We start from the raw sequence: 12802 nt of genomic DNA on the forward strand, positions 1-12802 counted from the left end.
AGGGATTAGCAAAGGTAAGAGGTTTGGCTGGATGTCAATCTATCTTTTTTACATGTTCAGCCATTTTTTCTTCAGCGTTTTCCAGCGTTTATTGTTGATGGCTTGCTGCTCTTCTTTTGAGATTTTCAGTTCCCGTTTTTCTTTTTTACAGGCTTCGTAAGCTTTAATGATGTTAAAGAAAAAAGATATGGATCTGCTCTTTGCCGCTTCTTTTGAAGAGGCAATATAAGCCAGGAATCTATTCAGTCCTAAAAAGTAAAAATACCTTCCGTAGTAGTCTGCGGGCCTGATCGTATAGTCTGCTCCTTTAACTTTAATCAGTTTTACCTGAAGTTCGGGAAGAACAATTTCTTTCCAGCCCTGATTTTCCAACAGAATGGAATCAATATTATCCCAACCCAGTGTTTCCCTCAAGCCACCGATCTGTATAAAACATTCTTTGCGGTAGGCTTTCATAGGCCCTCTTACATGCTGTTTATTTGAATTGCCTTCATACACCCATTTTCCGTCTTTCTCTACATACAATAACCCGCCAACAAGCCCGTATTCCGGATTTTTTTTAAAAGCACTTTCTAGTGTTTCCAGATAATTGCCCGGAAGAATAATGTCTGCATCAAATTTACAGATGACATCAAATTCGTCCACATTCTGAGTCTTCAGTCCGTTTTTGAAGGCATTCACAACTTTAGAACCTGGCTGATGTGCCGATTTCTGAAGATCCACCGTTTCAAAACGGGCGTCATGATCTGTATATTTCCTGATCACTTCCGCTGTTCTATCTGTAGAGCCGTCATTCACAACCACAGTTTTGAAATCTCTGAAACTTTGTTGCTGCAAAGAATCCAGAGTGAATGAAAGATTTTCTTCTTCGTTATGAGCAGGAATGATGATTAAGAACCTCACTTTTTTAAATTGATCAATGATGAATAATGAATGATAAATGATGTATTTATTATCACTTATCATTCATGAATTCTGGTTTATTTATTTGTTATGCGGTTTCAGCATGTTTTTAGGATCTAGAATTTCATCTAATTTCTCCTGGGAAAGAATACCTTTCTCTAAAACAAGATTATAAACACTGTTTCCGGTTTCCAAAGCTTCTTTTGCGATCTCTGTAGACTTTTTGTATCCGATGTAAGGATTCAATGCGGTTACAATACCGATGCTGTGTTTCACCATGTTCAGGCAGATTTCCTTGTTCGCTGTAATTCCTACCACACATTTTTCACGAAGCGTATCCAATGCATTGCAAAGGAAATTGATGTTTTCCATGATCGCGTGGGAAAGTACAGGTTCCATTACGTTAAGCTGTAGTTGTCCTGCTTCCGCGGCAAAGGTTACGGTAAGGTCATTTCCAAATACTTTAAAACACACCTGATTCACTACTTCCGGAATAACAGGATTTACTTTTCCTGGCATAATAGATGATCCAGGCTGCATAGGAGGAAGATTGATCTCGAATAATCCTGCCCTTGGACCTGAAGAAAGCAATCTTAAGTCATTACAGATTTTGGAAAGCTTTACAGCCAGACGTTTTGTAGCAGAAGAATAAATCACATATGAACCTGTATCCGGTGTGGCTTCAACAAGATTGGGTGCGGAAATAACCGGAAAACCAGTTATCTGAGCCAGATTTTTGGCACAAAGCGTCGCATAACCTACCGGAGCGTTCAGTCCTGTTCCGATAGCCGTAGCTCCCATATTGACTTCTACGAAAAGATTGGCATTGTTATTTAATTTAGAAATATCTTCTTCCAAAGTGGCTGCATAGGCTTCAAACTCCTGTCCCAAAGTCATTGGAACGGCATCCTGAAGCTGGGTACGGCCCATTTTGATCACATCATGGAATTCATTCCCTTTTGCACGGAAAGCATCAACAATTTTCTCAAGCCTCTCAACCAATCCGATATTCATGTGAAGCAGTCCCATTTTGATCGCTGTAGGATAGGCATCGTTGGTTGACTGGGAAAGGTTAATGTGGTCGTTTGGTGAACAGAATTCGTACTCGCCTTTATTTTTTCCTAATTTTTCTAAAACGATATTGGCAATCACTTCATTCGCATTCATATTGATTGAAGTTCCGGCTCCTCCCTGAATCATATCAACAGGAAACTGTTCATGGTACTTCCCTGCTACAATTTCATCACAGGCTTCTGCTATTTTGAAATAAAGATTTTCATCAAGCAGACCCAATTCATAATTGGTTTTTGCCGCCGCCTTTTTTACAAAAGCCAAACCTTTGATAAAGTCCGGATAGGAAGACAGCAGCTGCCCTGAGATTTTAAAGTTATCGATCGCTCTCTGCGTCTGTACCCCGTAATAAGCATCTGCAGGCACATTGAGTTCGCCTAAGAGATCACTTTCTTTTCTGAAATTTTCCATTACAGATAATTTAACTGTTTTTATTTTTGAATATAACAAAAACGCATCTTAACCGATGCGTTTGAATTTTTATTTCGCTGGATATTTTTGATTTAAAGCCTGAAGGATCGCCCATGTTTCGGCGTCCATGATCCCATCATAATTCTGTGGACGGAAATGGTACTGGAAGGCTTCGATTGTTTTTTTCGTTGCATCATCCCATTTTCCGCTCAGATCCAAATAGTATCCGAATTTTTGCAATGCAGTCTGAACAACAAAGATAAAAGAAGGATCAACATATCTTACCGAAAAATCCGTCTGCGCCAAAGTCAGGAAATTCTGCTTTGCCGTTTCGTCATACCACATCCCAAGCTGGTATTCGTCATAAAGCTTTTTCCATGGAAACATTGGCCCCGGATCTTGTTTTCTTGTAGGCGCAATATCTGAATGGGCAAGTACATTCGTTGCCGGAATCTGATATCTTATGACAATATCTTTGGCAAGTGCAGCCACTTTCTTAATCTGATCATCACTGAAAACCGCAAATGTTCTTTTGCCTGTAGCATCAGCTGTATATCCTGTATTAACAATCTCAATTCCTATTGAGGTATCATTAAGGTTTTTGTCATTTCTCCATGCACTTACTCCTGCATGATAGGAACGTTTGTTCTCATCTACCAGCTGATAGATCTCATTGTCTCCGGTATTGTTGACCAGATAATGAGCGCTTACGCCCTGTTGGGTAAGAGCAGTAAGTGATTTTTCGTCATTAAGTGCTGTATAATGTAATATAAGGTAGCGCTGTCTGAAGTTCTGTGCAATGGAAGGAAAGTAAGTCTTTACTACTTTATATCCCATTGGTTTTGCTGAAACGATAGAACCATAGCTTGCCGTATTATCATTTTTTGCAGGATCTGCGAGATTGGTTGTAAAAAACTCTACCCCATGCTCGTTGGTAATTTTAGGTTTTGGCGTTTCGGCCACCGGAGTTTTAACTGCGGGTTTAGCCTGTGATACCGGGGTTTTCGGCTTGTAGGTATTTTTTTTTACATTTTGTTGGGAAGTACATGAAAAAACAAAAGTACTTAATCCGATGATATATAATGTCTTACGCATCAGTTTATTTTTTTAACCATTTATCACCTCAAAAATACGCAAATTTTATTTGAATTTTATTTGGTAAATAAAGAAATCTGTTCTATATTTGCACTCGCAATAACGGAACAACGATCATTAAAAAATAAGAAAAAAGGAGGGTTGCCAGAGTGGTTAATGGAGCAGTTTGCTAAACTGTCGACGTGCAAGCGTCGCAAGGGTTCGAATCCCTTACCCTCCGCTATTTTTTCTTACACTATCAATATACACTTCGGGGCGTAGCGTAGTCCGGTCATCGCGCCTGGTTTGGGACCAGGAGGTCGCAGGTTCGAATCCTGCCGCCCCGACAGTTTTAGTAATTTTCACAAAATTATTCAATGGGTGCGTAGCTCAGCTGGATAGAGCATCTGCCTTCTAAGCAGACGGTCTCAGGTTCGAATCCTGACGCGCTCACAAAAAAGCTCACAATTTTTATTGTGAGCTTTTTTGTTTTTATCCCTTTTCATTTCTTACAAAACCTCATCTCCTCTAAAATCAAAATATCTACAAAGGAAATTTCCAATTTACCCCTCTTCCACTTTATATTTACGCTACTTTCTACTTTAACAAAATATCAATCTTTATTTTTTACAATTCAAAAGGCTAAATGACAATGAGTCACTATCCTATCTTTCGGCATTATTTTCGTCCACTCCCTAAATAATTCACACATGAGAGTAACATTGTTTATTAAAACAATACCTATTAAGGAAAATAAACAAAAATTCAGCAACCTGTAAATTGTAATTCATGAAGAAAATCATGTACATTTTTATCATTTCTGTTTTTGCCATTTTTGTCCTCAACAAAATGATATACCAGAAAGTTCCTGAGAAGGATACAAAAGAACAGCTGTTGGAAGTTGAGCGGTACAAACATCCTGTGAAAAGTATCTCCATGGAATACAGAGATAACAGCGACCTCAAAGTATTTGATTCTATTTTAAAAGATAATAAGGTGGTGATGCTGGGAGAAAATACTCATTATGACGGCTCCACCTTCGAAGCAAAAAGCAGACTGATCAAATATCTTCATGAAAACCTGGACTATACTATTGTGCTCTATGAAGCAGGACAGTATGATACCTGGATCATGAACGAAGAAATGAATCATCATAAACTTAAAGTTCCTGCAGATTCCATTGGAGGCCTGGGACTCTTCCCTTTCTGGTGGGATGGTAAGGAATCTCAACCGCTGATCCGGTATTATCAAAAAACCAAAACATCCGGCACACCTATTGAAATTGGAGGCTTTGATATCCAGTTTTCAGGAAACACACTCGCTGGACGACGCGGAAAGCTGCTAAAAGATTTTTTAATTCGTAACAACATTAATGTCAAAAGTTTTCCTGTTTTCAGTAAGCATATCAATGAGCTGAATAATTTTATTTACCCAAAGCACGTCAACAAGATATTAAAAGGAAATCAAAAAAATGAATTTCTTCAGGAAATTACAACACTTGAACAGGCTGTGTTAAGATTGAATCAAAATCCTGAAAATATGATGTATGCCCGATATTTTCACGACATCAAGGATAACATGATCAAAAACTGGAAATACAAGCCGGGATCTATGCCTAGTATGCAGTTCAGGGATTCTCTGATGGCCAAAAATCTTATTCATCACATCGATTCTGTTTATAAAGACAAAAAAGTTATTGTGTGGTGTGCTAACATTCACACTTTCGCAGAAAGATACAGCAAAGATTACCTCCCGCTTGGCTATTATATCAAGAATAAATACGGAAAGGCATCTTATATCATTGATTTTTCATCCTATGCACAGCGAAATGAAACCGGGAATATCTATGACAAGCCTGGGAAATTTGCGATTGAAAACCTATTTCATCAGACCAAAACACCCTATTTCTTTCTTAATCTGAGAAACATTCCTGAAAACTCATTCCTGAAGAAGGAATTTGTATCCACCATCAACCAGAGAATGGACATGAAAAAGAACTGGAGCCGCTCTTTTGACGGAATATTTTACATAGACACCAATACTATTTTAACACCAATCAAGAAATAATGGAAAGTATTACCACTAAAGACCTGAGTTATACCATAGGTTCTAAGGCTATTTTAAACAATATCAGCCTGAATGTTCCGGAAGGAAGCATCTATGGCTATCTGGGAAGGAATGGAGCGGGAAAATCAACTACAATCAAGCTTCTTTTGGGACTTTTGGAGGAAGCCGATGATACAATATTTATTCAGAATAAAAGTTTAAAACAAAACCGCACAGAAATTCTTGCTTCAACCGGAAACCTGATAGAATCGCCTTGTTTTTATACGAAACTGACGGTTTTTGAAAATTTAAAATATCTGGATATCATCTATGGAAAAGGAAGGAAAAGAATTGATGAGGTTCTGGAACTGGTAGATCTGCACAAGGAAAAGAAGAAAAACGCCAGCGCCCTTTCAATGGGTATGAAACAGCGACTGGGAATTGCCATGGCGATATTTCATGATCCTAAATTGCTGATTCTGGATGAACCTTTGAACGGGCTTGACCCTCAGGGAATTTTTGAAATGAGAAAACTTTTCCAGCATTTGAATGAGCAAGGTAAAACTATTTTCCTTTCGAGTCATATTCTCAGTGAACTGGAGAAAACAGCTACACACATCGGAATCATCGAGGGCGGCAAAATGGTTTTCCAGGGAACCAAGAATGAACTTTTGAATAAGGTTGAAAAAGAAGTGGTCCTGAAAGTAAATGATGCCGAAAAAGCAACTTTAGCCCTGCATGAATCTTTTTCCGTTTCACAACCCGGTCCGGGTAAGATTTCAGTAAGGGCTAATGATGATAAAAATTTCAATTTACTTTTAAAAACAGTGATTGAAAACGGAATTGAGATTTATGATATAGAATCTCAAAGCACTCATCTTGAACAGATCTTTATTAATTTAATTTCTAAAAACCATGACTAATACTTTCTATAAAGCCTTTTCTTCTGAACAATATAAACTTTCGAAAAGCAAGGAACTCTTCGGTATATTACTGCTTCCCGCCCTTATTATCATCGCTATTGACTTTTATAATATCTACAACATCCTCACCGAAGGCGGAGCTGGAGAAGGAAAATTCAATCCATGGAAATTCATATTGGGGAGGACGGTGTGTATGTTTCTTTATATGCTGTACCCTATCCTGGTTTCTCTTTTCGTTCACGCCTGTTGCGATGTTGAGTACAGGAACAATAACTATAAAATACTTTTCACCCTGCCTGTTTCAAAGTCAAAAATATTCATTTCAAAAGTCCTGTTCATGCTGATGACAGTTTGGTTTTCTATGATTTTGACCTACCTTGTTTTTCTTCTGAGCGGCTATCTTTTCAGCGTTATTTTCCCGGAGCTCGGATTTCAGAATTATGATTTCAGAGAGGTGATATTTTATGTTTTCTTAAAATTCTCTATCACCCTTTCTGCGATCACCATGATTCAGCTGGCTCTGAGTCTTATTTTCAAAAGCTTTATTTATCCTATAGGCTTCAGTATGTTCATGCTGATTTTTTCAGGGTTTGCTAACGAGAAAAGGTTTTCGGATTTTCTGGTGTACACGGGAGGTTACAGGTTTCTGGAGAATTTACTGACCGAAAATATATCTTTTGGAAGATTGGACTATTGTAATATGGCTGCCGTATTTGTTTTTGCTGGAGTAAGTTTTTATCTGTTTGTTAGAAAAAAGGGGGTAATGTGGTCAAAAATAGTTGGTGTTTTTTAGAAAAATCTGTGAAGTCTAAGACTTCACAGAGTATAATTTACGTTAATCCTTTTTAGGAAGCTTCTGTTGGGCTTTTATTTCTTTAAAAAGCTCTTTATATAGGTTTTCCAATTCTTTCGGAGGCCTTCCAGAATCAAAACTTGATGACTGATAGACCTTCCCATCAACGGTAATTGAAACTGTGGAAGCCAAGGCTCTGTCTCCAAATCGTCCTTCTGAAGGAGATTGCCATAAAGCTATTTTGTCCAGATCGATTAATTCGGCTTGTTTTATAATATTTCCCCAAGCTACCGCTGACAAAACATCAACAGAAACATTTCCATTGACAGTCGTAGTTTTAGAACCTGAAGTAAATGTAATCAACCTATTGGTACCCCTGGTCTGCTCTGTGATCTCAACTTTTTCAACCTTAGATTTTTTCTGTACCGTATTTGACACACCCACACCTGTATCTAATTTTTGTTGAGGAGTACAGTTTATATCCCATAAAACAATAGGAATTAGCGCAATCAGAAGTCTATAATTCATTTTACTTTTTTTTAAATTTTAATCAGAATTAATATCAAAAATAAATATACTTGTAAATTAATTAAAATATAACCACATTAAATCGTTTTTACTCTTTTTAACACTTTCCTGTTTAGCTTTTAGTCAAAAACTACATAGATTACACATGATACATGTATGAATATCTCCACCATTAATTTACAAAGTGTTCCTTTTTACAAAAATTCTAATTAGAAAATTTCAGCCCATTTTGTCACAATTATTGGCATTAATATTGATGCAAAAAAATAAATTATAAAAACATTATCATGAAAAAAAAACACCTTATTCCTCTGCTTTTCTTTATCTTTTCTATAGCAACTGGGCAGTCATTTACAGTTGAGCAGAAAGCCCAATTTAATAAAAGCGAAACCATACAGTTGATGACAGGGGGCAATTCAACCATTAAGGGACAGGCTTTTGCTAAAGATAACCGATCTGGCATCAAAGGAATTGCAATCCTTAATATAAACAAAAGACAATATGCACCCAAAGGGACTTCCATTATTGTAATGCCACAAACTGCCTATTTTAAAGAATGGCAGGAAGTAAGCAAAAAGTATGAAAAGGAAGGTAAGATAGTAGAACTGCACAAAGAGGCTAGAGCCTGCATTAAAGTAATACAGGTAAAGGATGATAAAGGCAGCTTCGAGATCAATAATCTCATGCCCGGACAATATTTACTGATCACAGGATTCAACTACATACAAGATAAGCAGCAGACTTATACCTTAGGTTATGAGAATACCTACATCAATAATACTCTGCAGAGCTCAAGAGAAATAGAGGGGCATCATTACTTTAAGATTATTAGTGAAGCTAATATTCGCAAAACGGTCACTATAAAAAAAGAAGGTGATGTAGAAGATGTTAATTTAAGAATGACTCTTTAAACTATAACCAAAAAACCTAAAAGTTGGTTTGGAGATATTTCATCTAGAATAGATTCTATATAATTCGTAAACCTCAACGACTATTCTCAGTTGCAACAGTTATCTATAAGCAACAGTACAGTTTACGCGCAGATATCGTCTTTCATTTAAATTAAAACCTGAATCTTAAATTCTCTCTATACAGCCTTTAGCAGCCCTCTTAAACATATGTGACGTGTGAGACCCTGATAGATACGGAGTCCACTTTGCATACATTTGAGTATCAATTACTAGCTCTTCAACAGTGAAATTCCGGCAGCATTCTAGCTTTTATATTGACACTTTTTATGCTGTTTAGATCTTTTCAAGCCGATCCTGATTTTTCCACAATGATGATGCAATTTTCAATGTTTCATAATCTACAAAATACTCCACCGTTATTTTTTGTAAAAGAATAAGCTTAATTTCCCCATCCTGATTGTACCGTATTATAAAATAATACCATCAGCTATATCTAATCCAACTTATAAAAAAGCGATTTTTTAAAAAATAATTTGATTTCCGGGCATCATTTTTCTTGTTAGCGGTTATCAGAAACTTCTCAACCAGGCAGGTAATTGTCTGCAAAATAATAAAAAAACATCCTGCTTTAATTTTTTTTACAAAATTTAAACCCCTCTGAATAAAAGACAGACTAAAAACTCTAGAAATCAAAACAGTACCATTAAAAAATTTTCCCATCAAAATAAAAAACGCCGTATTGAAAGACCTTCCCTTTCATAAAATTTAATATTTATTTCAAATAAGTCTTTTTTATTCAAAATAAATTTCTATCTTTGCACTCGCAAAAACGAAGTAAAATTCGTTAAGATGACCTAATAATCGGGGCGTAGCGTAGTCCGGTCATCGCGCCTGGTTTGGGACCAGGAGGTCGCAGGTTCGAATCCTGCCGCCCCGACAGTTTTAGTAATTTTTTCAAAATTATTTAATGGGTGCGTAGCTCAGCTGGATAGAGCATCTGCCTTCTAAGCAGACGGTCTCAGGTTCGAATCCTGACGCGCTCACTTAAAAAGACTCTACATTTCTGTAGAGTCTTTTTTGTTTTTAATCAGAATAGGTTCATTCTTTCTATAGACAGTTTTTCCAATTTGCACTAAAATCTATTATCCTGCCTATTTAACCTAAAACTTGAAAACAAGTCCTTATTCCCCGACTACCTGTATTCATTGTATTTTTACCCCCTAAAAAAGCCTTGTGATCACGAATATCACTTATTCTACGATCCACTTTGGATAGAAATTCTTATTTTCATATTGATAAAAATAAAAAAACCACTGTAATTCATACAGTGGCCAGATTTTATTTTACTTGAAAGTCTATTTCAGTTGATAAGAACTTCCGTTCCAAAAATATGTTTTGGACGAACGTTTTTTCTTTTCTCTGTCTTTATCGTCTCTTTCCATTTCCTCCGTCTTAAAGATAAAAGCATTGGGAATTCCGCCTTTATCGTTAGGGAATACAAATTTTTCAGAATGGTAGTATATGTCTGCATCTCCTACGTTCATCAATTGTGGCAGGGCAACCAGTTTTTTATCTCTGAAAAAAACATATTGGTCATAGCTTGCAATTCCACAGGCTTCACCGGATACCATTGCTTTAAGGGTTAGTTCTACATTTTGCAGTTTATGGCCACTTTCAATGGTAAATGTACCATAACTCAGCTCCTCTCCTCTTCCTGTATCAAAATACACCTCATCGATCAGCGTATTTCCTTCCATCACTTTGATGCCTGCAATATTCTGCTTTTCATTCCCGTTATATTCTTTACTTTTTCGATCCACCGTTTTGGAGAGTCCAAAAAGGAAGTCGTAGACGTTTTTGTTACGGTACCCTACACATAGATTGCCGCCCCAGATATAACCTTCGGAAACAACGTCTCCTTTCTGGTAGGAAACCTTGTACCAATTGGCTCCTCTTTCGCCCAGTTTAAGAATAGCTTCTTCTTTTTTAAGGATTATCACCTGCTGATTGGTCTGCAGAGAGTCAGTAACCTGTGATTTTACATCCGCTTCCTTTCTGACCCTGGTCCAGTCTGTAAAAACTTTTTGGGGTTTATTTTCCTCAAAGCTAAAAACTCCGTCAGCATACATCATGTCTTCTTCCTGTGCTGAAAAAAGCTGCAAAAACAATAGACATAAAACCGTCAGTACATATTTCATATTTGTATTTTGTTTTAATTATTTCTCCAGCAATAAGCTCACCCATTCTTCACGCTGAAGTTTCTTTTTCAGTTCAAGTCCGCTTTCTTTGCAAACTTCCAGGATATCATCCACATCAAAGAAACACAGTCCGGAAAGCAGTAATTTTCCGCCTTCATTCATCACTGATACGTAGGTAGGAATATCGGAGATCAGGATATTTCTGTTGATGTTCGCCAGAATGATATCAAAATTCTCTTTTCCTAAGTTTTCTGCTGTTCCCAGTTCAATATCCAACTCAACACCATTTCTGGCAGCATTTTCTTTTGAATTTTCCACAGACCATTCATCGATATCAATCGCTTTTACGTCTCCGGCACCCTGCTGTTTTGCATAAATAGCCAATACAGAGGTTCCACATCCCATATCAAGCACTTTTTTACCATTGAAATCAATATCCATCATCTGCTGGATCATGAGGTGTGTTGTAGGGTGATGCCCTGTTCCGAAAGACATTTTAGGCTGAATGATGATTTCATGCATTCCCGGTACAGATTCATGGAATTCTGCTCTGATCAGTACTTTATCATCGATATTAATTGGTGAAAAGTTTTTTTCCCATTCTTCATTCCAGTTGATATTCGGCATTTCTTCGAAAGAATATGTGATGTTCACATTTTCGTTTTCAAAAAGTGGAAGTGTTTTAAGATCCTCTTCCTTAAACAGTTCTTTCTGGATATATCCTAAAATTCCATCAATTTCTTCTGTAAAGCTGTCAAAACCTATTTCGATAAGCTCCGCCATTAATATCTCGTTCCATGGCTGTAATGGCGAAATCTTGAAATTGAATTCTAAATAATTTTGCATGTGCGTAAGTAATTTAGTGCAAAAATAAGAATGTTATTATTGTTAAAAAAATGGAAGTGTATTCAGTATCGTTTTTTTGTTGATTCTATTTTTATTTTAAGCGCGGAGGCGCAACTTTTTTTGATTGGCTGGCTGTTTTTTAAGCCCGCAAAGGGGTTAACATTCAGCTGAGGCAGGAAATAATAAAAGGGGGTTTTATGTTTTGGCTAAAGCCCGATGAGTTTGTATTAATAAAAAAGCGGGCTAAAGCCCGCTCCTATTGAATATTGTATTGTTTGAATTCATTCGATGTATATCCCGAAACCATCAAACGGTCTTATGGATTGGTAGAGAAAATAGAAGCATTGGCAATCAGAGCTCTTCTGTTCATTTTTAAAATATCTCTTACCCATTCTGCAAAATCTTCAGGCTGAAGAACTTTATCAGGGTTTCCGTCTGTAAGTCCTCCCTGAATACTCATATCGGAAGCAATCGTACTTGGCGTCAGGGTAATCACACGGATGTTCTGTTTTCTCCATTCTGCCATCATCGACTGGGATAAAGAGACTACCGCCGCTTTTGAAGCTGCATACGCAGACATATTTGGCCCCCCTTTCAAACCAGCTGTAGAAGCTACGTTCACAATATCACCCTCGCCATTGGCTTTCATAAACGGATGAACTGCTTTAGCAGCATAGTAAACTCCAAATAAATTCGTTTTGATTACCTGCTCCCAGGTCTCAGAAGACATGTCTTCAATACTTCCAAAATCTCCGATCCCTGCATTATTAACCAAAATATCAACACCTCCCAATTGCTGTGCAAGAGACTCAATGCCTGCCTTCACTTCAGATTCATTATCGATACTGAAAACAGCATACGCCGAGTTTACCCCAAGAGCTTTGATCTCTTCGACTGTATTTTTAAGATTCTCTTCGTTTCTACCGGTAACGGCAACATGTACTCCTTCATTGGCTAAAGTTAGTGCAACCGCCTTTCCAAGTCCTCTTCCGCCACCTGTTACGATGGCATTTTTTCCGTTTATATTCATAATACTATTGTTTCGTGGAACAAATTTACGAAAGAACATTTTGACAAGGCCGGGAGAATGGACATTTA

At 37.2% G+C, this 12802-nt stretch carries 11 protein-coding genes and 5 tRNA genes; 9 read left to right on the forward strand and 7 right to left on the reverse strand.

Annotated elements, in window-relative coordinates; all coding sequences use genetic code 11:
* Positions 1-48: 48 nt before the first annotated feature.
* From NZD88_RS04810 to NZD88_RS04820, 3 genes are all read right to left on the reverse strand, one after another.
* On the reverse strand, positions 49-966 hold the full coding sequence (locus NZD88_RS04810; protein ID WP_259827839.1) for a glycosyltransferase family 2 protein: 918 nt from the start codon (positions 964-966) through the stop codon (positions 49-51).
* Positions 967-984: 18 nt separating this feature from the next.
* Positions 985-2385: an aspartate ammonia-lyase gene (gene aspA, locus NZD88_RS04815; protein WP_259827840.1), complete on the reverse strand. Its 1401-nt coding sequence runs from the start codon at positions 2383-2385 to the stop codon at positions 985-987.
* Positions 2386-2454: 69 nt separating this feature from the next.
* Positions 2455-3480, reverse strand: a complete 1026-nt coding sequence (locus NZD88_RS04820) for an N-acetylmuramoyl-L-alanine amidase (protein ID WP_259827841.1) — start codon at positions 3478-3480, stop codon at positions 2455-2457.
* A gap of 135 nt (positions 3481-3615) precedes the next feature.
* Between NZD88_RS04820 and NZD88_RS04825 the strand changes: the two genes are divergently transcribed.
* The 6 genes from NZD88_RS04825 (at position 3616) to NZD88_RS04850 (ending at position 7221) form a co-directional block, all read left to right on the forward strand.
* Positions 3616-3700 (forward strand) — tRNA-Ser (locus NZD88_RS04825).
* A gap of 31 nt (positions 3701-3731) precedes the next feature.
* A tRNA-Pro gene (locus tag NZD88_RS04830) sits at positions 3732-3806 on the forward strand.
* A gap of 32 nt (positions 3807-3838) precedes the next feature.
* Positions 3839-3912: transfer RNA gene (locus tag NZD88_RS04835), tRNA-Arg, on the forward strand.
* A 336-nt stretch (positions 3913-4248) separates the two neighbouring features.
* Complete coding sequence (locus NZD88_RS04840; RefSeq protein ID WP_259827842.1) at positions 4249-5526, forward strand: erythromycin esterase family protein; 1278 nt, start codon at positions 4249-4251, stop codon at positions 5524-5526.
* Positions 5526-6428 (forward strand): ABC transporter ATP-binding protein, encoded by a 903-nt coding sequence (locus NZD88_RS04845; RefSeq protein WP_259827844.1) that lies wholly within the window; start codon positions 5526-5528, stop codon positions 6426-6428. The genes NZD88_RS04840 and NZD88_RS04845 overlap by 1 nt, the downstream gene beginning before the upstream one ends.
* Positions 6421-7221, forward strand: coding sequence for an ABC transporter permease (locus NZD88_RS04850; protein ID WP_259827845.1), 801 nt, complete (start codon positions 6421-6423; stop codon positions 7219-7221). Before NZD88_RS04845 ends, NZD88_RS04850 begins: the two co-directional genes overlap by 8 nt.
* 42 nt (positions 7222-7263) lie before the next feature.
* Here NZD88_RS04850 and NZD88_RS04855 read toward each other — a convergent pair whose 3' ends face one another.
* The gene (locus tag NZD88_RS04855; RefSeq protein WP_259827846.1) at positions 7264-7749 is read right to left on the reverse strand and encodes a hypothetical protein; all 486 of its coding nucleotides are present in this window, start codon (positions 7747-7749) and stop codon (positions 7264-7266) included.
* A 287-nt stretch (positions 7750-8036) separates the two neighbouring features.
* Here NZD88_RS04855 and NZD88_RS04860 point away from each other — a divergent pair, with 287 nt between their 5' ends.
* The 3 genes from NZD88_RS04860 (at position 8037) to NZD88_RS04870 (ending at position 9703) form a co-directional block, all read left to right on the forward strand.
* Positions 8037-8660 (forward strand): hypothetical protein, encoded by a 624-nt coding sequence (locus tag NZD88_RS04860; RefSeq protein WP_259827847.1) that lies wholly within the window; start codon positions 8037-8039, stop codon positions 8658-8660.
* 862 nt (positions 8661-9522) lie between these two features.
* Positions 9523-9597, forward strand: a tRNA-Pro gene (locus NZD88_RS04865).
* Between the two features lie 32 nt (positions 9598-9629).
* Positions 9630-9703: transfer RNA gene (locus tag NZD88_RS04870), tRNA-Arg, on the forward strand.
* 312 nt (positions 9704-10015) lie between these two features.
* Here NZD88_RS04870 and NZD88_RS04875 read toward each other — a convergent pair.
* From NZD88_RS04875 to NZD88_RS04885, 3 genes are all read right to left on the reverse strand, one after another.
* Complete coding sequence (locus tag NZD88_RS04875) at positions 10016-10858, reverse strand: SH3 domain-containing protein (protein WP_259827848.1); 843 nt, start codon at positions 10856-10858, stop codon at positions 10016-10018.
* Positions 10859-10876: 18 nt separating this feature from the next.
* Positions 10877-11704, reverse strand: coding sequence for a 50S ribosomal protein L11 methyltransferase (gene prmA / locus NZD88_RS04880; RefSeq protein WP_169236881.1), 828 nt, complete (start codon positions 11702-11704; stop codon positions 10877-10879).
* Positions 11705-12020: 316 nt separating this feature from the next.
* Positions 12021-12734 carry a 3-ketoacyl-ACP reductase gene (locus NZD88_RS04885; protein WP_259827849.1) on the reverse strand — a complete coding sequence of 238 codons (714 nt, stop codon included), beginning with the start codon at positions 12732-12734 and terminating at the stop codon, positions 12021-12023.
* Positions 12735-12802 lie beyond the last annotated feature (68 nt).

The sequence above is a fragment of the Chryseobacterium pyrolae genome (assembly GCF_025153485.1).
Lineage (GTDB): Bacteria > Bacteroidota > Bacteroidia > Flavobacteriales > Weeksellaceae > Chryseobacterium > Chryseobacterium antibioticum.

Excerpts from the sequence above, each read along its gene's own strand:
- NZD88_RS04845 (WP_259827844.1), top strand. The coding sequence starts at position 5,526 with ATGGAAAGTATTACCACTAAAGACCTGAGTTATACCATAGGTTCTAAG.
- NZD88_RS04810 (WP_259827839.1), bottom strand. The coding sequence starts at position 966 with ATGATAAGTGATAATAAATACATCATTTATCATTCATTATTCATCATT.
- NZD88_RS04850 (WP_259827845.1), top strand. The coding sequence starts at position 6,421 with ATGACTAATACTTTCTATAAAGCCTTTTCTTCTGAACAATATAAACTT.
- aspA (WP_259827840.1), bottom strand. The coding sequence starts at position 2,385 with ATGGAAAATTTCAGAAAAGAAAGTGATCTCTTAGGCGAACTCAATGTG.
- NZD88_RS04820 (WP_259827841.1), bottom strand. The coding sequence starts at position 3,480 with ATGCGTAAGACATTATATATCATCGGATTAAGTACTTTTGTTTTTTCA.
- prmA (WP_169236881.1), bottom strand. The coding sequence starts at position 11,704 with ATGCAAAATTATTTAGAATTCAATTTCAAGATTTCGCCATTACAGCCA.
- NZD88_RS04840 (WP_259827842.1), top strand. The coding sequence starts at position 4,249 with ATGAAGAAAATCATGTACATTTTTATCATTTCTGTTTTTGCCATTTTT.
- NZD88_RS04855 (WP_259827846.1), bottom strand. The coding sequence starts at position 7,749 with ATGAATTATAGACTTCTGATTGCGCTAATTCCTATTGTTTTATGGGAT.
- NZD88_RS04885 (WP_259827849.1), bottom strand. The coding sequence starts at position 12,734 with ATGAATATAAACGGAAAAAATGCCATCGTAACAGGTGGCGGAAGAGGA.
- NZD88_RS04875 (WP_259827848.1), bottom strand. The coding sequence starts at position 10,858 with ATGAAATATGTACTGACGGTTTTATGTCTATTGTTTTTGCAGCTTTTT.
- NZD88_RS04860 (WP_259827847.1), top strand. The coding sequence starts at position 8,037 with ATGAAAAAAAAACACCTTATTCCTCTGCTTTTCTTTATCTTTTCTATA.